18 protein-coding genes and 1 tRNA gene are annotated in these 17,878 nt (G+C 74.6%); 12 read left to right on the top strand and 7 right to left on the bottom strand.

What is annotated here, in order from left to right:
- Positions 1-92 precede the first annotated feature (92 nt).
- Positions 93-1,106 carry an NHL repeat-containing protein gene (locus BLT72_RS03155; RefSeq protein WP_091410046.1) on the top strand — a complete coding sequence of 338 codons (1,014 nt, stop codon included), beginning with the start codon at positions 93-95 and terminating at the stop codon, positions 1,104-1,106.
- Positions 1,107-1,221: 115 nt separating this feature from the next.
- Here BLT72_RS03155 and serC read toward each other — a convergent pair whose 3' ends face one another.
- A complete protein-coding gene (serC, locus tag BLT72_RS03160) occupies positions 1,222-2,340 on the bottom strand; it encodes a phosphoserine transaminase (protein ID WP_091410048.1) in 1,119 nt (372 codons plus the stop codon).
- A 68-nt stretch (positions 2,341-2,408) separates the two neighbouring features.
- Here serC and pdxH point away from each other — a divergent pair, with 68 nt between their 5' ends.
- Positions 2,409-3,056 (top strand): pyridoxamine 5'-phosphate oxidase, encoded by a 648-nt coding sequence (pdxH, locus tag BLT72_RS03165; RefSeq protein ID WP_091410051.1) that lies wholly within the window; start codon positions 2,409-2,411, stop codon positions 3,054-3,056.
- A 74-nt stretch (positions 3,057-3,130) separates the two neighbouring features.
- Here pdxH and BLT72_RS03170 read toward each other — a convergent pair whose 3' ends face one another.
- Both BLT72_RS03170 and BLT72_RS03175 read right to left on the bottom strand, forming a co-directional pair.
- Positions 3,131-3,766, bottom strand: a complete 636-nt coding sequence (locus BLT72_RS03170) for an acVLRF1 family peptidyl-tRNA hydrolase (protein WP_091410053.1) — start codon at positions 3,764-3,766, stop codon at positions 3,131-3,133.
- 343 nt (positions 3,767-4,109) lie between these two features.
- Positions 4,110-4,880 (bottom strand): DeoR/GlpR family DNA-binding transcription regulator, encoded by a 771-nt coding sequence (locus BLT72_RS03175; protein WP_091410055.1) that lies wholly within the window; start codon positions 4,878-4,880, stop codon positions 4,110-4,112.
- 116 nt (positions 4,881-4,996) lie between these two features.
- On the opposite strand from BLT72_RS03175, the gene BLT72_RS03180 reads away from it, so the two are divergent.
- The 5 genes from BLT72_RS03180 (at position 4,997) to BLT72_RS03200 (ending at position 10,613) form a co-directional block, all read left to right on the top strand.
- Positions 4,997-5,878, top strand: coding sequence for an SIS domain-containing protein (locus BLT72_RS03180; RefSeq protein WP_091410056.1), 882 nt, complete (start codon positions 4,997-4,999; stop codon positions 5,876-5,878).
- 8 nt (positions 5,879-5,886) lie between these two features.
- Positions 5,887-6,819: an ROK family protein gene (locus BLT72_RS03185; RefSeq protein ID WP_091410057.1), complete on the top strand. Its 933-nt coding sequence runs from the start codon at positions 5,887-5,889 to the stop codon at positions 6,817-6,819.
- Positions 6,816-7,994, top strand: a complete 1,179-nt coding sequence (locus BLT72_RS03190; RefSeq protein WP_091410059.1) for an N-acetylglucosamine-6-phosphate deacetylase — start codon at positions 6,816-6,818, stop codon at positions 7,992-7,994. Before BLT72_RS03185 ends, BLT72_RS03190 begins: the two co-directional genes overlap by 4 nt.
- Positions 7,994-8,833 carry a class II fructose-bisphosphate aldolase gene (locus BLT72_RS03195; protein WP_091416594.1) on the top strand — a complete coding sequence of 280 codons (840 nt, stop codon included), beginning with the start codon at positions 7,994-7,996 and terminating at the stop codon, positions 8,831-8,833. Before BLT72_RS03190 ends, BLT72_RS03195 begins: the two co-directional genes overlap by 1 nt.
- Before the next feature lie 331 nt (positions 8,834-9,164).
- Complete coding sequence (locus BLT72_RS03200) at positions 9,165-10,613, top strand: vanadium-dependent haloperoxidase (protein ID WP_172826016.1); 1,449 nt, start codon at positions 9,165-9,167, stop codon at positions 10,611-10,613.
- Positions 10,614-10,633: 20 nt separating this feature from the next.
- Here the strand turns inward: BLT72_RS03200 and BLT72_RS03205 are convergent, their stop codons facing one another.
- Together BLT72_RS03205 and BLT72_RS03210 are read right to left on the bottom strand one after the other, a co-directional pair.
- Positions 10,634-11,158, bottom strand: a complete 525-nt coding sequence (locus BLT72_RS03205; RefSeq protein WP_091410064.1) for a hypothetical protein — start codon at positions 11,156-11,158, stop codon at positions 10,634-10,636.
- A gap of 134 nt (positions 11,159-11,292) precedes the next feature.
- Entirely contained in the window at positions 11,293-12,696 is a 1,404-nt protein-coding gene (locus BLT72_RS03210; RefSeq protein ID WP_091410067.1) for a cryptochrome/photolyase family protein, read from the bottom strand.
- Positions 12,697-12,772: 76 nt separating this feature from the next.
- On the opposite strand from BLT72_RS03210, the gene BLT72_RS03215 reads away from it, so the two are divergent.
- From BLT72_RS03215 to trxA, 4 genes are all read left to right on the top strand, one after another.
- Entirely contained in the window at positions 12,773-13,468 is a 696-nt protein-coding gene (locus BLT72_RS03215) for an iron-dependent transcriptional repressor DtxR (protein WP_091410070.1), read from the top strand.
- A 38-nt stretch (positions 13,469-13,506) separates the two neighbouring features.
- The gene (locus tag BLT72_RS03220) at positions 13,507-14,565 is read left to right on the top strand and encodes a hypothetical protein (RefSeq protein WP_091410073.1); all 1,059 of its coding nucleotides are present in this window, start codon (positions 13,507-13,509) and stop codon (positions 14,563-14,565) included.
- Positions 14,562-15,350 carry a class I SAM-dependent methyltransferase gene (locus BLT72_RS03225; RefSeq protein ID WP_091410076.1) on the top strand — a complete coding sequence of 263 codons (789 nt, stop codon included), beginning with the start codon at positions 14,562-14,564 and terminating at the stop codon, positions 15,348-15,350. Before BLT72_RS03220 ends, BLT72_RS03225 begins: the two co-directional genes overlap by 4 nt.
- Before the next feature lie 183 nt (positions 15,351-15,533).
- A complete protein-coding gene (trxA, locus tag BLT72_RS03230; RefSeq protein WP_091410079.1) occupies positions 15,534-15,932 on the top strand; it encodes a thioredoxin in 399 nt (132 codons plus the stop codon).
- Positions 15,933-16,006: 74 nt separating this feature from the next.
- Here trxA and BLT72_RS03235 read toward each other — a convergent pair whose 3' ends face one another.
- A complete protein-coding gene (locus tag BLT72_RS03235; protein ID WP_091410082.1) occupies positions 16,007-16,969 on the bottom strand; it encodes a nucleoside hydrolase in 963 nt (320 codons plus the stop codon).
- Positions 16,970-17,054: 85 nt separating this feature from the next.
- Here BLT72_RS03235 and BLT72_RS03240 point away from each other — a divergent pair.
- Positions 17,055-17,130, top strand: a tRNA-Arg gene (locus tag BLT72_RS03240).
- 43 nt (positions 17,131-17,173) lie between these two features.
- On the opposite strand, the gene BLT72_RS03245 is transcribed toward BLT72_RS03240, so the two are convergent.
- Positions 17,174-17,833 (bottom strand): hemerythrin domain-containing protein, encoded by a 660-nt coding sequence (locus tag BLT72_RS03245; protein WP_091410084.1) that lies wholly within the window; start codon positions 17,831-17,833, stop codon positions 17,174-17,176.
- Positions 17,834-17,878 lie beyond the last annotated feature (45 nt).

Genomic DNA, 17,878 nt, shown 5'->3' on the forward strand with positions numbered 1-17,878 from the left:
CAGGCTCCCCACAGGCGCTCCGGGGGCGGTGCGGGACGGGCGACGTGTCGCCCGGCGCCGGTCGAGCGCGCTCGCGTACGCTTCCGAGCACCATGGCGCGCGGACGAGATCGGTCGAGGTCGGCTCGCCGCGGTCTCGGCGCCGCCCTGCTCGGCCTGCTGCTCGCGGGGGGTCTGCCCGCCGCCGCCGGCGCCGAGGACACCGTCGCCTTCACGATCGCCGACCGGCGCATCACCGAGTCCTCGGGGCTGGCCCGCGACGTCGCGAACGGCCTGTACTGGACCGTCAACGACTCCGGCGACGGGGGCACCGTCTACGGCCTCGGGGACGACGGCGAGCTCCGGGGCACCCTCAACTTCCGGGCGCAGCCGACCGACGTCGAGGCCGTCGCGGTGGACGGCAGCCGGCTCTACGTGGCCGACATCGGCGACAACGACGCGGTCCGCTCGATGGTGACCGTCTACTTCCTCACCAACCCGCGCGCCAACGGGCTCACCGTCACCTACAACGCCGTCGACTTCCGCTACGAGGACGGCGCGCACGACGCCGAGACGCTGCTGGTCGCGCCGGGCGGCCGGCTGCTGGTGGTCACCAAGGGGGCGAAGGGCGGCATCTACGAGGCGCCGCAGACCCCGTCCCGCTCCAGCACCAACGTGCTCCGCCGGGTGGGCGACGCGCCCGCGCTGGTCACCGACGGCGTCGTCCTCCCGGACGGCCAGATCGCCCTGCTGACCTACGGCTCCGTCGAGGTCCTCGACGGCGAGACCTACGCCCCCGTCTCCAGCACGCCCATCCCGGCCCAGCCGCAGGCCGAGTCGCTGGCCGTGACCCTGACCGGCGACGGGTTGCTGGTGGGCAGCGAGGGCCGCCGGAGCAAGGTCTACGCCCTGCCGCTGCCCGGCACCGCCGGCGACGCCACCCCGACGCCGACCGCGGCCCCCAGCGCCAGCGCGACCCCGGCCGACTCCGGCGAGGACCCCGACGCCGGGGCCGCGGACGCGGCCACGCCCTCGGCCGGGCGGCGGGGGACGTTGCTGGCCGTCGGGCTGGCCGCCGTCGTCGCGGTGGTGGCCGGGGTGGTCGTCGCGGTGGTCCGCAAGCCCTGACCCCCCGTGCCCTGGGCGGGTCGACGGGCCTTCGACAGGCTCAGGCCGCGACGGGCAGGCTCGGGCCGCGACGGGCAGGCTCGGGGCGCGGCTGCGCGGCTCCGCTCGGCTCGGCTCAGGCGAGCTGCTCGACGACCCAGTCGATGCAGCGGGTGAGCTGGGTGACGTCGTCGGGCTCGACGTTGGGGAACATCCCGACGCGGAGCTGGTTGCGGCCGAGCTTGCGGTAGGGCTCGGTGTCGACGACACCGTTGGCGCGGAGGGTCGCGGCCAGCACCTTCGCGTCGACGCCCTCGAAGTCGACCGTGCCGACGACGGGGGAGCGGTGCGCGGTCTCGGTGACGAACGGCGTCGCGAACGGGCTGACGTCGGCCCAGCCGTAGAGCCGGTGGGCGGAGTCGCGGGAGCGGTCGGCCGCGAAGGCGAGCCCGCCCTGCCCCAGCAGCCAGCCGAGCTGCTCGTCGAGCAGGAACAGCGTGGCGATGGCGGGGGTGTTGAGCGTCTGGTCCAGCCGGGCGTTCGTCAGGGCGGTGCGCAGGCTCAGGCTCTCGGGGATCCAGCGGTCGGTGGCGGCGAGGCGCTCCGTCCGCTCGACCGCGGCGGGGGAGAGCAGGGCGATCCACAGCCCGCCCTCGGAGCCCAGGCTCTTCTGCGGCGCGAAGTAGTAGACGTCGGTGGCCGCGATGTCCACCTCCACCCCGCCCGCGGCCGACGTCCCGTCGACGACGACCAGGGCGCCGTCGTCCGCGCCGGCGACCCGGCGGACGGGGGCGAGCGCGCCCGTCGAGGTCTCGTTGTGCGCCCACGCGTAGACGTCCGCCCCGGCGACGGCGGACGGCAGGGCCACGGAGCCGGCGGGGGCGGTCACGACGGACGGCTCGGCCAGGTGCGGCGCGGCGGCCGCCGCCGCGGCGAACTTGGCGGAGAACTCCCCGAAGCTGGCGTGGGCGCTCCGCTGCTCGATCAGCGAGCAGACGGCGACGTCCCAGAACGTCGTGGAGCCGCCGTTCCCCAGCACGACCTCGTACCCGTCGGGCAGGGCGAACAGCGCGGCCAGCCGGGAGCGGACGCTGCCGACCAGCTGCCGGACCGGGGGCTGCCGGTGCGACGTGCCGAGGAGGGCCGCGCCACGGGTGGCGAGCGCGGTGACCGCGGCGTCGCGGATCTTCGCCGGGCCGCAGCCGAAACGGCCGTCGGAGGGCAGCAGCTCGGCCGGGATCTCGAGGGCGGTCACGGTCGCCGATCCTCTCACGCGACGCCGGTGCGGCCCCGGGGGTTTCCCGCCCTGGAAGACTGGCGCGCATGCCCGACCTCGCTGCCGAACGCGTCAACTACTCCGGCGAGCAGCTGCTGGAGTCGGCGGTGCCGGCCAGCCCCTTCCCGCTGTTCGCGCGCTGGCTGGAGGCCGCCTTCCAGGCGAAGGAGGACGGCCTGCTCCCGGAGCCGACGGCGATGGTCGTCGCCACCGCGGACGGCGGCCGGCCGAGCGCCCGGACGGTGCTGCTCAAGGAGTTCGACGCCGACGGCTTCGTCTTCTTCACCAACTACACCTCGCGCAAGGGCGGCGAGCTGGCCGCGCAGCCCGCCGTCGCGCTGCACTTCGGCTGGTACCCGCTGCAGCGCCAGGTCCGGGTCGAGGGGACGGCGACCCGGGTGCCCCGCGCCGCGTCGGAGGCCTACTTCGCCACCCGCCCCCGCGGCTCACAGCTGGGCGCCTGGGCGTCCCCGCAGTCCAGCGAGGTCGCCTCGCGGGAGGAGCTGAACGCCTCCTACGCCGCGGCCGAGCAGCGCTTCGCGGGGGGCGACGTCCCGTGCCCGGAGCACTGGGGCGGCTTCCGGGTGGTCCCGGCGGTCGTCGAGTTCTGGCAGGGCCAGCCCAGCCGGATGCACGACCGGCTGGCCTACCGGCGCACCGGTGACGCCTGGGACCTGGTCCGCCTGGCCCCCTGACGTCGGGGTCCGTCGCCTGAGCTCGTCGAGGGCCCGCGTGGGGCTGGGGCTCAGGGCGCGTGGGCGGGCGACGGTCACGCCCGGGCGTTGAGGGCGATCTCGACGGCGAGGAACTGCTCCGGGAAGGCCTGCAGGACGCGGAGCCGGGGGTCGGGCACCGGCAGGACGCGCGGTTCCAGCAGCGGCCGCAGGGCGGCGAGCCGGGGGTCGGCCAGCACGGCGACCACGGCCGGAGCGTCCCCGCCGCCGACCAGGGCGTCGAGGGTGGTGGCGTGCGGGGCGAGGAGGCGGGCGGCGACGTCGGCGGTCTCGGCGTACGCCTTCGCCGACTGGTTGTCGCGCCGGCGGGCGTAGCGCTGCTGCGACCAGCCGCCGGCCTTGGTCCGGCCCTGGACGTAGGTGGAGTCGACCTTCGACTCCAGCAGCCGGGCACCGCTGAAGCGGCCGACGGCGTAGCCGCCCTTGCGGACCAGCACGGCCCCGACGACGCGGGTCCGGCCGACGTGCGCGACCAGCGCGTCGAGCGGCTCGCCGACGGGCCGCCACGGGAGGAAGGGCACGGTGACCACCGCCTCCGCCCCGTCCTGCGCGACCAGGGTGACGGCGTCGCTGCTCAGGGTGGCCTCGACGGCGCCGTGCCGCGCGGCGAAGCCGTCGAGCCAGCGCGGCAGCCGCTCCGGGGGCACCCGGACGACGCGGTCGGTCTCCACGGTGCTCCTCGAGGGTGGCCGCGCGCGGGGGCGGACGGGTGGGTCGGGCAGCGTGGGGAGGTGCCCGGACATGGACGAACCCGCGAGCACTTCGGCGCGCCGCTCGATGTCGACGTCGTCGGCCGGTGAACAACTCCGGCGCTCGCGGGTTCGGGTGTTGGCTGTGGATTAGCCGGCCGCAGGGGACCAGAACACACAGTCAGCGCGTGCGGCTAGCTGGCCGACACCTCACATGTCCCAAAGTCATTCATCCTCTGGACCACCTCCTTCCCGTGTACCACAGAAGATAGGCCGCGATCTGGGCTGACGCAACGGTTATCCACGTCACATCCGCGCTCGTTCCTCAGGCCAGCAGGACCTCGACGCCGCGGGCCCGCAGGATGGCGATCACGGCCGGGTCGGCGTCGCTGTCGGTGATCACCGACGACACCTCGTCCACGTGGCAGATGCGCGAGAACCCGATCGTCCCCAGCTTCGAGGAGTCGATGACGACGACGGTCCGCTTGGCCTGCTGGGCCATCACCCGGTTGATCGCCGCCTCGGCCTCGTCGTAGGTGGTGATGCCGGCCACCGGGTCCAGCCCGGTCGCCCCGAGGAAGCAGATGTCGGGGGTCAGCTGGCCGAGCGTCTCGCTGGCCATCGCCCCCACCAGCTCATAGCTCTGCGGCCGGGCCACGCCGCCGCAGACGACGATCTTGACGAACGGCCGCACGATCAGCTCCGTGGCGATGTTGATCGCGTTCGTCACCACGGTGATGCCCGTCTGCAGGGACTCCCGACCCGGGATCGCGCGGGCCACCTCGACCGTCGTCGTCCCGCCGTTGAGGGAGACGGTGCAGCCCGGCCACAGCATCGCCACGGCGCACTGGGCGATCCGCGCCTTCGCCTCGCCGTGGTCGATCGCCTTGTAGCGCAGGGGGAGGTCGTAGGAGGTCGCGTTGGGGACGGCGCCCCCGTGGGTGCGGTTCAGCAGCTGTTGGTCGGCCAGGTAGTCGAGGTCGCGGCGGATGGTTGCGGCGGAGACGGTGAAGTGCTCGGCGGAGGCCTCGACGTCGATCTTGCCGTCGGACACCAGCAGTTCCAGGAGGGCCGACAGGCGCTCGGCACGCGTCACCTGATCACCTCCTCGGCAGCCCTGGCGGCCGGACGCGCCACCGTCCGTCATGCTATGTTCATATCTGTTCGTTTGGTTAGCAAAACAAGCACAATCTGGACAGCAGGAGTGAAGCCGTGACCTTCTTCGTCGACGACGAGATCGCCTCCCAGCCGGCCTGCTGGCGTCAGGCCGCCGGGCTGGCTCCCGGCCTGGCGGACGCGCTCAAGGTGCCCGGGGAGCGCGTCGGCTTCGTCGGCTGCGGCACGTCCTGGTTCATGGGGCAGATCATCGCGTCCTGGCGCGAGGCCGCCGGGTTCGGCGAGTCCGACGCGTTCAGCGCCAGCGAGGTCCCCGACCGCCCCTACGACCGGATCGTCGCGATCACCCGCTCGGGCACCACCACCGAGGTCGTCGAGCTGCTCGAGACGCTCCGCGGCCTGGTCCCGACGACCGTGGTCCTGGGCGACCAGAGCACGCCGGCCGCCCGGCTCGCCGACCAGGTCGTCGACCTGTCGTTCGCCGACGAGCAGTCGGTCGTCCAGACCCGGTTCGCCACCTCCACCCTCGCCCTCTTCCGGGCGGCCTACGGCACCGACGTCGAGCCGCTGGCCGCCGCCGCCGAGGAGGCCGTCGCCGCACCGCTCGCCGACGGCCTGGCCGAGGCCGAGCAGGTCAGCTTCCTGGGCCGGGGCTGGACCATCGGGCTGGCGCACGAGGCGGCGCTGAAGTACCGCGAGACCTCGTCGTCGTGGGCCGAGTCCTACCCGGCCATGGACTACCGGCACGGACCGATCTCGATCGCCCGCCCCGGTCGGCTGGTGTGGATGTTCGGCGAGCCGCCCGCCGGCCTGGAGGAGCAGGTGCGCGCCACCGGCGCCACCTTCCTCGCCTCGGGGCGGGACCCGATGGTCGAGCTGGTGACGGTCCAGCGCGTCGCCGTCGCCCGCGCCCGGCTGCTCGGGGTCAACCCGGACACCCCGCAGCACCTGACGCGGTCCGTCGTCCTCGACGCCTGAGCCGCGCGATGTCCGACGCCGGGGGATCCGACTACGTCGTCGCCGTCGACCTCGGCGGGACGCTGACCAAGGTCGCGCACGCCGACGCCGACGGCACGGTCAGCGGCGTGGTCCGGCTGCCCACCCAGCTGGTGGACGGGCAGGCCTCGGTCAGCTGGCTCGCCTCCGTCCTCGACGACGCCGTCGCCGCCCGACCGGCGGGCACGTGCGCGGGCTTCGGCGTGGTGGTGCCGGGCATCATCGACGTCCCGCGCGGCGTGGTCCGGGCCGCGCCCAACGTCGGCTGGTACGACGTCCCGCTCCGGCTCCAGCTCAGCCAGCTGACCGGCCGCACCGGGACGGTCGCCCACGACGTGCGCTCGGGCGGACTGGCCGAGTGGCGGATCGGCGCCGGGGTGGGGGCGCGCAACCTGCTGTTCCTGCCGCTGGGCACCGGCATCGCCGGCGCCATGGTGGTCGACGGGCGGCTGGTCGACGCCGACGGCTACGCCGGCGAGATCGGCCACATCGCCGTCCCCGCGGCCGGGGACGCCGTCTGCCTCTGCGGCCAGCGCGGCTGCCTGGAGACGGTCGCGTCCGCGGTCGGCGTCGTCCGCACCCACGCGCGGCTGGCCGGCACGGTGCTGGACGCCCGCGAGGTCGCCGAGCTCGCCCGTGCCGGCGACCCCGCGGCCCGGCAGGCCTTCGACGTCGCGGTCGCGGCGCTGGTCGAGGCGCTCACCACCTACGCCACGCTGCTGGGCCCGGAGACCGTGGTGATCGGCGGCGGCCTGGCCGGCGCCTTCGACCTGCTGGGCCCCCCGGTCACCAGCGGTCTGGACGCCCGGATGGCCTTCCAGCGCCGGCCGCGGCTGGTGCCCGCCCGGCTCGGTGCCGACGCCGGCGTGATCGGGGCCGGGCTGGTGGCCTGGGACCTGATCCGTGAGGATGTGGGACCGTGACCCCCGACCCCTCCCCGCCCGACCCCGCTCGTCCCGCCCCGGCCGCCACCCGCCTCTGGTGCGAGCGGGTGGTGACCCCGGTGGGTGAGCGCCGCGGCGTCCTGCTCGAGGTCGCCGACGGCCGGATCACAGACCTGCAGGCCAGCCCGGCCGCGCCCGCCGGCGTCGAGCGGGTCGCCGGCTGGACGGTCCCCGGCTTCGTCGACACCCACGGTCACGGCGGCGGCGGGCACGACTACGCCACCCTGGACCTCGACGAGGCGCGAGGCGCCCGGGCGTTCCACCGGGCGCACGGCACGACGACGGCCCTGGCCAGCCTGGTGACCGCCGACCTCGACACCCTCGTGACCCAGATCCAGACGCTCGCGCCGCTGGTCCGGACCGGGGAGCTGGCCGGGCTGCACCTGGAGGGGCCGTTCCTCGCGCCGGCGAAGAAGGGTGCGCACACGGAGTCCCTGCTGGTCCCGCCGACCCCGGAGGCCGTCGAGCGCCTGCTGGAGGCGGCCGACGGCACCCTCGCGATGGTGACGATCGCACCGGAGCTGCCCGGCGCCCTGGCCGCCATCGCGCAGCTGGTGGGCGGCGGTGTCACCGTCGCGGTCGGGCACACCGACGGCGACGAGACCGACGCGCTCCGCGCCCTCGACGCGGGCGCCACCGTCGCGACCCACCTGTTCAACGCGATGCGGCCGATCCACCACCGCGAGCCCGGCCCCGTCCCCGTGCTCCTCGGCGACGAGCGGGTCGTGGTCGAGCTGATCGGCGACGGCTTCCACCTGCACCGCGACGTCGTCCGGATGGCCGTCGACGCCGCCGGTCTCGACCGGGTCGCCCTGATCACCGACGCGATGGTCGCCACCGGCATGCCCGACGGCGGCTACACGCTCGGCGGGCTCGACGTCGTCGTCCGGCACGGCGAGGCGCGGCTGCTCGAGGCCGACGGCAGTCCCGGCTCCATCGCGGGGTCGACCCTGACGATGGCCGCGGGCTTCGCCTTCCTGGTCTCGCTGGGGATGAGCATCCCCGGCGCGTCCCACCTCGCCGCCAGCACCCCGGCCCGCCGGCACGGGCTCGACGACGTCGGGACCATCGAGGTCGGGGCGGCCGCCGACCTGTGCGTCGTCGACGACGGCGGCCGGCTGCAGCGCGTGATGCAGAACGGGGCGTGGGTCTGATGGCGGTCGTCGGGCTGACCGAGCTGCTGACCCCGGCGGCCGCCGCCGGCCGTGGCGTCGGCGCCTTCAACGTCTTCAGCCTCGAGCACGCGGAGGCCCTCGTCGCGGGCGCGGCGCAGGCGGGCACCCCGGTGGTCCTGCAGCTGTCCCAGAACGCCGTGCGGTACCACGGCAGCCTGGCCCCCATCGCCCTCGCGACCCTGGCGCTGGCCCGGGCCGGCGACGTCCGCGCCGTCGTCCACCTGGACCACGCCACCGACGTCGACCTCGTCCACGAGGCCGTGGCGCTGGGCGTCGGCTCGGTCATGTTCGACGGCTCCGAGCTCGACTACGAGGCCAACGTGGCCACCACCGCCGCGGTCGTCGAGCACTGCCACGCCCGCGGCGTCGACGTCGAGGCCGAGCTCGGCGAGGTCGGCGGCAAGGACGGCGTGCACGCGCCGGGCGTGCGGACCCGGCCGGACGAGGCCGCGGCCTTCGTGGCCGCGACGGGCGTCGACGCCCTGGCCGTCGCCGTCGGCTCCTCGCACGCGATGACCGAGCGCAGCGCCGCCCTCGACCTCGGGCTGGTCGCGGAGCTCGCGGCCGCCGTTCCCGTGCCGCTGGTGCTGCACGGCTCCTCCGGCGTGCCCGACGACGAGATCGTCCGGGTCGTCCGCGCCGGGATGACCAAGATCAACATCGCCACCCACCTGAACAAGGTGTTCACCGCCGCCGTCCGGGAAACCCTGCAGGCACAGCCCGATCTGGTCGACAGCCGCAAGTACCTGGCCCCGGCGCGCGACGCCATGGCGGCCGAGACGGCCCGGTTGCTGATCATGCTCGACGCCACCAGCTGATCACGGTGCGGTGAGGTCGAGACCTCACGCGTCGGCCACGGCTGGGGCGAACTTCTGGCCTCGTCCGGCATCCGTAGACGGTCCGACCCCGGGGGCGTAGCGTCGGTTCCCGGGCGAACGCGGCAGGTGGGGGCGTTCGAGGCGCGGTGCACGAGGCGCGCGCCCGAGCTCGTCGTCCGAGGGGGGGTGGGTCTCGCAGGTCCATGGCGTCGCGTCCGCCGGACCAGATCCGAGCCCGGGCGAGAGGACGCACACCATCATGGAGACGCAGGGCGGCATGAGCCGCCGATGGGCACTGAAGACCGCGGGAGCCGCTGGTGCGGCCGCGATCATGACCGGCGCTGGCGCGGGTGCCGCGCACGCCGACGAGAGCCGTCGAGGCGACGGCCACCGGCGCGACCGCGGCGTCGAGCCGACCGCCGGCACCTGGAAGACGTGGGTGCTGTCGTCGGGCACCGAGATCCCGGTGAAGCCGCCCCCGAGAGGGCAGGCAGCCCGGCGCGACCTCGACGCCGTGCTGAGGGCTGCCGCAGCACGCACCGACGAGACGCTCGAGCAGATCTCCTTCTGGGACACCGGATCACCCGGCTTCCGCTGGAACCAGATCGGCGCGCAGCTGCTGGTCGCCAACCCGGCCCCCGACACCTTCCGGGTGGTCACCTACCTCAACCTCGCGATCTACGACGCGACGATCGCCGCGTGGGCGTGGAAGCAGCACTACCGGCGGCAGCGCCCGAGCGGGGAGCGGTTGAGGACGGCGGTCGACACGCCCCGCAGCCCGTCCTACCCGAGCGAGCACGGCGCGGCCGCCGGCGCGGCGGTGGGCGTGCTCAGCCACTTCTACCCGGACCAGGCGGCCGCGCTGGCGGAGCGGGCCGCCGAGCACGCGGCGTCACGCGTCGCCGCCGGTGTCGAGCACCCGAGCGACTTCAAGGCCGGCTACGCGCTCGGCAGGGCGGTCGGGGCGAAGGTCGCCCGCGCGAGGATCGACGGCGACGGTTTCGACAAGCCGTACCGGGGCGACCCGGACGTGCCCTACCCCGGCGGCGACGGCTCGTACCCCGTCCTGCCGAAGGACGAGGGCTACATCCAGCTCGTGATCGGCGAGTGGAAGCCGCTCCTGATCGGGGACGTCACGGCGTTCCGCTCGCCGCCGCCCCCCGCCAAGGGCTCCGCCGAGCGGGCGGCCGAGGTGGCCGAGGTGAAGAACTACCCCCGCCGCAAGCAGGCCGACTTCGCCGAGCTCTTCTTCTGGGCGCAAGACCCGGCCGGACGACCGGAGCCCGACTCCGGCGCGTTCGTGAACGCTGCGCAGGCGGCGTTCTACTACGCGGTCGACGTCGCGTTCATCGTGCTCGAGGACATCAACCAGAAGATCCACGAGTACAAGCTCGACGCGAACCCGCCGCGGGCGGCGCGCACGTACGCCTTGACATTCGCCGCCATGCTCGACGCGTACATCGCCTGCTGGAACGCGAAGTACCACTACCTCGTGGGTCGGCCGATCCACTTCGACCCGACGATCGACACGTTGTGGACGACCTACCCGGTGGCCGCCTACCCGTCCGGTCACTCCTGCAACCTGACCGCGCCGGCGACCGTGCTCGGGTACCTGTTCCCGCGGGACGCGCACTACTTCCTCAGCCGGGCCAAGGAGAACGCGGCCTCACGGTTGTGGGCCGGCATCCACTTCCGCAGCGACTTCGAAGCCGGGGTGGCGATGGGCCAGGAGGTCGGCAGGGCGGTGATCGAGCACGCGAAGGCTGACGGCAGCTCCTAGCTCGGCGGCGCTCCCGGTGCTCAGTGCGCCGCCCGCCGCCGCGTGCCCAGCTCCAGCACCTCGACGGCCGGCGGCCGCTGCCCGGTGTCGCGGCCCAGCAGCCGGGGCGCCGGCGGACTGAGGGCCAGGTCGTCCTCCCAGCGGGAGGTGGGCACCGTCGCCGCGACCGGCAGCCCGACGGCGGCGAACGCGAAGGGGGTGGGGGCGTCCCGCAGCGCCTCCAGCTCCCGGACCAGGGACGCGTAGGCGATCCGGTTGCCCAGCTGGCGGGTGGCCGACATCGCCATGTCGGTGGCCACCAGGCGGCGCAGCCGCTGGACGTCGGCGACCAGCTTCTCGCGGCGGGCGTGGGCCCGGAGGGCCTCGACCATCGGGTCGGGCTCGTCCTCGGGCGTGAGCTGCGCGGCGAGCCGCTCGAGCAGCCCCATCACGCGGGGTCCGAGCCGGCGCCGGGTCGCCTCGGGGTCGGTCATGAGCAGGGGGAGCCCCACCAGCGCGACCACGACGACGCACCAGGCGAGCAGCTCGGACACGCTGAGCTCCACGGCCGTCCCCTCCTCGCCGAGCGGTTGCCGGCGCGAGCCGGCCCGGACGAGGGGCTGCGGACCCCGTCGCCCGTGGCCCCACTCTAGGTCGGCGGCGTCGGGTGCGGCAGGGGCACGAACGCGCGCCGGGAGGGTCAGCCGCGGCCGGTGAAGGCGGCGTAGCGGTCCAGCGACTCCCGCCGTTCCGTGGCGTGGTCGACGATCGGGTGCGGGTAGCCGCGCGGCAGCCCGTCCGGGTTGGTCCAGGGCGTGTGCAGGTGGGCGAGCGGCACGCCGGCGAGCTCCGGGACGTACCGGCGGATGTAGCGGCCGTCCGGGTCGAACTTCTCCGACTGCGTGACCGGGTTGAAGATCCGCACGTACATCGCCGGGTCGTTGCCGCAACCGGCCACCCACTGCCAGTTGAGCTGGTTCTGGGCCACGTCCCCGTCGCGCAGGTGCCGCATGTAGACGTCGGCACCGTGCCACCACGGCAGGTGCAGGTCCTTGACCAGGAACGAGCCGGTGACCAGCCGCAGCCGGTTGTGCATCCAGCCCTCGGCGATCATCTGCCGCATCCCGGCGTCGACCAGCGGGTAGCCCGTCCGACCCTGCTCCCAGGCCGCCAGCCGGTGCGCGGCGAGGCTGCCGGGCACCGGGTCGTCCACGGCGAGGTCGACGAACTCGCGCTTGATCGGGTGCGTGACCGCGTCGGGCCGGTGGAACAGCACGTCGGCGTAGAAGTCGCGCCAGACGACCTGCCGCGCCAGCGCAGCGGCGCCCTCCGACGGCCGTCCGGCCAGGTCGGCCAGCACGGTCCGGGGGTGCAGGTGACCCCAGCGCAGGGGCGGGGACAGGTGCGTCGTCGCGTCGACGCCGGGCACGTTGTGCAGGGCCTTGTAGTCGGCCGGGCCGTGCGCGTCCCGGTCCAGCCAGGCCCGCCAGGCCGCCTGCGCGTGCCGCTCGCCGGCGACGGCGGCCAGCGCGGGCTCCGGCTCCTCCGGCGTGACCCGGCCCGCGGCCTCCAGCCAGGCGACCTGCGCGGGGTCGACCGCGGGCGCCGGCCCGTGCACGCCCCGGTCCGCCCACGCCCGGTGGAAGGGGGTGAACACCTGGAACGGTCGACCCGACTGCGTGCGCAGGGTGCCGGGGGCGACGCCGTAGGGCGAGCCGGTCGCCCGCAGCTCCACCGCCGTGGCCGCGAGCGCGGCCCCGACGGCTGCGTCCCGGCGCCGGCCGTAGGGGGCGAAGTCGGCGCTGACGTGGACGGTGGTCGCGCCCACCTGCGCGGCGACGCGGGGGAGCACGTCGGCGGGCCGGCCCTCGACGACGCTCAGCCCCGGACCGCCGCCAGCGCGCAGGTCGGCGTCGAGCGCGTGCAGGGCGGCCACCAGCCAGGCCCGCCGGCCGCGGCCGGCGGAGCGCAGCAGGACGGGGTCGAGGACGAACAGCGGGACGACCCCCGCCCCCTCCTCGACGGCGGCCAGCAGGGCGGGGTTGTCGGCCAGCCGGAGGTCGCGGCGGGCCCACCACAGCGTGGCCGAGGGGGAGGCGTGCACCGGCTAATCTTGCCTCGCGCACCGAACGTGCCGACGGCTGGACCGGGCCACGACGGAGAGCAGGGAGAATGACACCGTGAGTGACCTGATCGATACCACCGAGATGTACCTCCGGACGATCTACGAGCTGGAGGAGGAGGGCATCGTCCCCCTCCGCGCCCGGATCGCGGAGCGGCTGCACCAGAGTGGTCCGACCGTGTCGCAGACCGTCGCCCGGATGGAGCGCGACCAGCTGCTCCGCGTCGAGGGCGACCGCCACCTGGAGCTGACCGACGAGGGCCGCAACCGGGCCATCCGCGTCATGCGCAAGCACCGGCTCGCCGAGCGCCTGCTGATCGACGTCATCGGGCTGGACTGGGAGAAGGTCCACGACGAGGCCTGCCGCTGGGAGCACGTCATCTCCGAGGACGTCGAGCGCAAGCTGGTCGACCTGCTGAACTCCCCGACCCAGTCGCCCTACGGCAACCCGATCCCCGGGATGGCCGAGCTGGGCGTCACCGACGCCCCGGGCGTCTTCCGCGACGGCAACGAGCAGCTGCAGGACGTCGTGCGCCGCCAGACCAGCCCCACCCGGGTGGTCATCGAGCGGATGAGCGAGGAGATCCAGAAGGACGTCGAGATGATGGGCACCCTGCGCCAGGCGGGCATCCAGCCGGGCGCCGAGATCAGCGTCGAGGCGGGGGGCCTGGGCGTGCGGATGTCGGCGGCGGGCTGGCCCGACTGCGAGATCGACCGCGAGGCGTCCACGCACCTGTTCGTGTCGCGCGTCTGACGCCCGAGGTGGCTGAGTCCGCCGTCGGGGCGCCGGCGATGAGCGCGCTGCTCGACGGGCACTGGTACGACGCCGTCGCCGGCCTGCTCGACACCGCCCTGACCCGCCCCGACCCGTTCTTCGGCCGGGGCGAGAAGCGGGACCTGACCCGCGCGCGCAACCTCGCGATGGCCGCCCGCCGGGTGCTCGACCTGGACGGCGAGGACTTCGGCGAGATCGCCGCCGGCTTCGACACCCCGTGGGCCCCGCGGCTCGCCGCCTCCGGCTTCCCCGCGGAGCCGCGGGCCGCCGAGCGCGGGGCCCTGGGCTCGCTCGTGCCGATCTACGAGCTGATGCTCGAGGTGCTGGACCTGCGGGCCATCCGGCGGGAGCCGCTGCAGGTGGTGGTCACCGCCCACCTCATCGGGGAGTACCTGCCGCAGCTGGCCTGGGAGTCGACGCTCGGCCACGCCGGCGACCCGCTCCGGCTCGAGGAGGTGGTCGGCGGCAGCCGCTGGGGCACCGACGACCCGGCCTGCCCGCACTCCTCGGCCCTGCGCAGCACCGCCAAGCGGGCGCTCAACGCCTGCCGCGGCGACCTGGAGGGCTACACCGCCTACCTCGACCGCTTCCACTCCCGCCAGGGCGACGCGCTCGCCGTCTGCGCGGTCAACGGCGCGACGGTCGGCGCCGGCGAGCGGCCCGACGTCGGCGAGTGGTGCCCCAACCCCTGCGCCTTCGTCACCGCCGGCTCGCTGGAGGACCGCCGCGACCTCGACGCGCGGGTCCGGCTGGCCAAGCTGTACGTGGAGTCGCCCGTGGTCGCGCTGCGGCACCACGCCCCGGTCGGGCACTTCTTCGGGGTGCCGTCGACGGCGGAGATCTCCGAGGCCTGGCTGCGGACGTGGGAGAAGCTGTCGACGCCGTGGAACGACGGCAGCAACCCGCTGCTGAGCACGCCGCCGGCCGCGACCGCGGTGCACGAGGCGCTGCCCGGCATGGCGGCGCTCGTCTCCGCCGTCGCGGGACGACCCCTGGGTCCGGGTCGGCTGCTCCGCGACATCGGCGACGACGTGGCCCGGGCGCTGGAGGCGACGGACGTGGAGGTGGTCGGATGAGCGGGCGCGACGGCGGCGACGAGCCGCTGGACTGGAAGGCCTTCCTCGCCGACTTCCACCGGGCCCGGGCCGGCGTCGCCGAGGCCGTGCTGTCCCGGGCCACCGCCGGCGACCACTCGCCCTACCGCTGGCTGGGCCGGGCCGTCTCGGCCGACGCGGAGACCATCGTCGACCTCGCGGCCGGGTCGGGGCCGATGTCGCGCGAGCTGGCCCGACCCGGCCGGACCGTCGTCGGCGTGGACGTCTCGGAGGCCGAGCTCGCGCTGGCCGCCGAGCGCGGTCCCGGGCCGTGGGTCCGCGCCGACGCGCTCCGGCTGCCGGTGCGGGACGGCTCGGTCGACGTGGTCACCAGCTCGATGGGCCTCGTCGTCGTCCGGCCGCTGGACGACCTGCTGGCCGAGGTCACCCGGGTGCTCCGGCCCGGCGGCGTGCTGGCCGCCATCGCGCCCGCCGTCCGCCCGCTCGGCCCCGCCGACCTGCTGACGCTGGGCCAGATCAGCCGCCGGCTGCGGGCCAAACCGCGCTTCCCGGGGCCGGTGGAGCTGGCCGGGTTCCACAAGGCGCTCGAGGCCGTCGGCCTGACGCGGGTGGAGGACAAGCGCGAGCGCTACCGGTTCACCATCCGCACCCGGGAGGACGCGGAGCTGGTGATGTCGGCGCTCTACCTGCCGACCACCCGGCGGTCCCGCGTCGAGGCCGCCGTGGAGTACCTGGAGGACCGGCTGGAGCGCGCCGAGAGCGTCGAGATCGCCATCCCGATGCGCCGCGTGGTGGCCATCAAGTAGGCCTCCGCGGCACCCGCCCGCGCAGCCGGAGGGGAACACCCGGTGGACCTGGTCGCCCTCGCCGTCCTCGGCTTGCTGGCCGCTGCCGGAGCGACGACCCTGCGGGAATAGTGCCCGGCCGGGGTTGGTTGTGCCCCGTGACCGCGGCGGGCAGGCGGCCGAGACTTCCGGACAGGAGCAAGCATGGCAACGATCGACATCAGTGCCGACACCTTCGAGACCACCATCACGGGCAACGACATCGTCCTGGTGGACTTCTGGGCCGAGTGGTGCGGCCCGTGCAAGCGCTTCGGACCCATCTACGAGAAGTCGTCCGAGCAGCACAGCGACGTCGTCTACGCCAAGCTCGACACCGACGCGAACCAGCAGCTCTCGGGCCAGCTCGGCATCGAGGGCATCCCGACGCTGATGGCCTTCCGCGAGGGCGTCATGGTCTTCAACCAGGCCGGCGCGCTGCCGGGGCCGGCGCTCGAGCAGGTCATCGACGCCGTCAAGAAGCTGGACATGGACGAGGTCCACGCGCAGGTCGAGAAGCTGCAGGCCGAGCACGGCGACCACGACCACGCCGACCACCAGCACTGAGGTCCGCTCCCTGAGCTCGACCTCCGCTCCCTGAGCGACCTCCGCTCCCTGAGCTCGTCGAAGGGCAGCGACCGTCAGGCCGCGTAGGCGTCCACCACCTCGGTGAACGCCCGCGCGGCCTGCTGCACGTCCAGGTCCAGGACGACCTCGACCGTCGGCCACGGGTCGTCGCTCCGGGCCTGCAACTCCTGCGCGACCGGCCGCCGGTCGACGACGGTCTGGCCGCGGCCGAGCCCGGCGAGGTCCACCCGGACGGGGTGGCGGCCGACCGTGAACAGCTCCGGCCGGGTCAGGTAGACCAGCGCTCCGGCGTCACCGATGCCGCCGACGTAGGCCTGCGACGACAGGCCGTCGGCGCGGGCGCCGCGGCGCAGCAGCAGCTCCCCGACCAGCTGCTGGGCCGGGTGGTCGCTGGCCGCGTAGCGCCGCGCGTGCTCCTCCTCGACGGTCAGCCGGTTGAAGACGTCCAGGCCGTACATCGCCGTGGGGACGCCGGACTCGAGGACGCAGGTCGCCGCCTCCGGGTCCAGCCAGACGTTGAACTCGGCCACCGCCGTCACGTTGCCGACGGAGGCCGACCCGCCCATGAAGACGATCCGCTCCAGGTGGTCGGTCACCTCGGGGTGCAGGGTGAGCAGCAGCGCGATGTTGGTCTGCGGAGCCAGGGCGACCAGGGTCACCGGGCTGTCCGCCTCGACGACCTGCTGGCGGAGCAGCTCGACGGCGTTCAGCGGGCTGACGGTCCGGGCGGTGGCGGGGAGGACGATCCCCGCGAGGCCGTCCTCGCCGTGGAACGCCGACTCCTGCTGGACGCGCTCGACGAGCGCTTTCCGGGCGCCGGCCCCGACGGGGATGTCCGGGGCGCCGGCCGCGTCGAGCACCTGCTGGGTGTTGGCGACGACCCGCTCCAGGCTCGCGTTGCCGGCGACGCAGCTGACGGCGCGGATCGTCAGGTCCGGGTGCGCGACGGCGTAGAGCAGCGCGAGCGCGTCGTCCGTGCCGGTGTCGACGTCCAGGACGATGGTGCGGGCAGGCATCGACGACCTCCGGGCGGGTGTGGGGTGGGGGCTCGGGCGATCCACTAACCTAGACGCTCGGGTCCGGCGCCGACGGCGCTGGTCGGCCCCCATAGCTCAGGGGATAGAGCAAAGGTTTCCTAAACCTTGTGTCGCAGGTTCGAATCCTGCTGGGGGCGCCAACCGTGGACCGACCGGCCCTCCCCGGCCTGGTCGCCGGCCGCCCTACGCGCCCGACGACCCGTGCCAGACCGGTGCCACCTCCCGGCGGTAGCGACGGCCGAAGAGCCCGCCCAGCACCGTCAGCACCGGGGCCGGCACGTTCGCCCGCAGGGCGGTCCTCTCCTCCGCCGAGGCACCGTCCTGCACCCAGGCGAAGAACGTCCCGGCCTTGGCCGGGCTCGACCGGCGGCTGAACCGCGCGCTCATCGTCTTCATCGCCGGGTCGCCCGCCCGCTGGGTCAGCAGCCCCTCGGTCTCGGCCTCCTCGTGGTCGAGGTGGGTCACCGTCGTCCGCTGGAGCCGGCCCAGGGCGGCAGCGGCGTCGTCGGCGTCGGACCGGCTCGCGGAGGAGCTGAGCCGCGCCATGGCGTCCCGGGCCGTCGCCAGGTCCGCGGCCATGGCCTCGTGCTCGGCGTCGAACGTCTCGAGGGTCGAACGGGTGACCCCGACCGCGTCCAGCGCCGGCCAGGCGACGGCGTGCTCGCCCTCGTGGTGGTCGGTGAGCTGCGCGTCGAAGTTCTCCCACGCCCGGTGCAGGGCAGCGGCGCGCTCCCGGTCGCCGTCCACGAACGCGTCGAGGGCCTGCCGGAACCGGACGAGATCGCGGCGCACGGCTCGGTGGATGGTCTTGTTCATGCTCATCTGCGGGTGCGACGTGGCCATGGCGACACGCTAGGAGTGGCGAGCGGCCCGGGGAAGAGTGCGGGT

It is taken from the genome of Friedmanniella luteola (assembly GCF_900105065.1).
Taxonomy (GTDB): Bacteria; Actinomycetota; Actinomycetes; order Propionibacteriales; family Propionibacteriaceae; genus Microlunatus; species Microlunatus luteolus.

Bases quoted from the DNA above. Each gene is read 5' to 3' on its own strand.
- BLT72_RS03155 (WP_091410046.1), top strand. From the start codon at position 93: ATGGCGCGCGGACGAGATCGGTCGAGGTCGGCTCGCCGCGGTCTCGGC.
- pdxH (WP_091410051.1), top strand. From the start codon at position 2,409: ATGCCCGACCTCGCTGCCGAACGCGTCAACTACTCCGGCGAGCAGCTG.
- BLT72_RS03185 (WP_091410057.1), top strand. From the start codon at position 5,887: ATGTCCGACGCCGGGGGATCCGACTACGTCGTCGCCGTCGACCTCGGC.
- BLT72_RS03195 (WP_091416594.1), top strand. From the start codon at position 7,994: ATGGCGGTCGTCGGGCTGACCGAGCTGCTGACCCCGGCGGCCGCCGCC.
- BLT72_RS03200 (WP_172826016.1), top strand. From the start codon at position 9,165: ATGACCGGCGCTGGCGCGGGTGCCGCGCACGCCGACGAGAGCCGTCGA.
- BLT72_RS03220 (WP_091410073.1), top strand. From the start codon at position 13,507: ATGAGCGCGCTGCTCGACGGGCACTGGTACGACGCCGTCGCCGGCCTG.
- BLT72_RS03225 (WP_091410076.1), top strand. From the start codon at position 14,562: ATGAGCGGGCGCGACGGCGGCGACGAGCCGCTGGACTGGAAGGCCTTC.
- trxA (WP_091410079.1), top strand. From the start codon at position 15,534: ATGGCAACGATCGACATCAGTGCCGACACCTTCGAGACCACCATCACG.
- BLT72_RS03235 (WP_091410082.1), bottom strand. From the start codon at position 16,969: ATGCCTGCCCGCACCATCGTCCTGGACGTCGACACCGGCACGGACGAC.
- BLT72_RS03245 (WP_091410084.1), bottom strand. From the start codon at position 17,833: ATGGCCACGTCGCACCCGCAGATGAGCATGAACAAGACCATCCACCGA.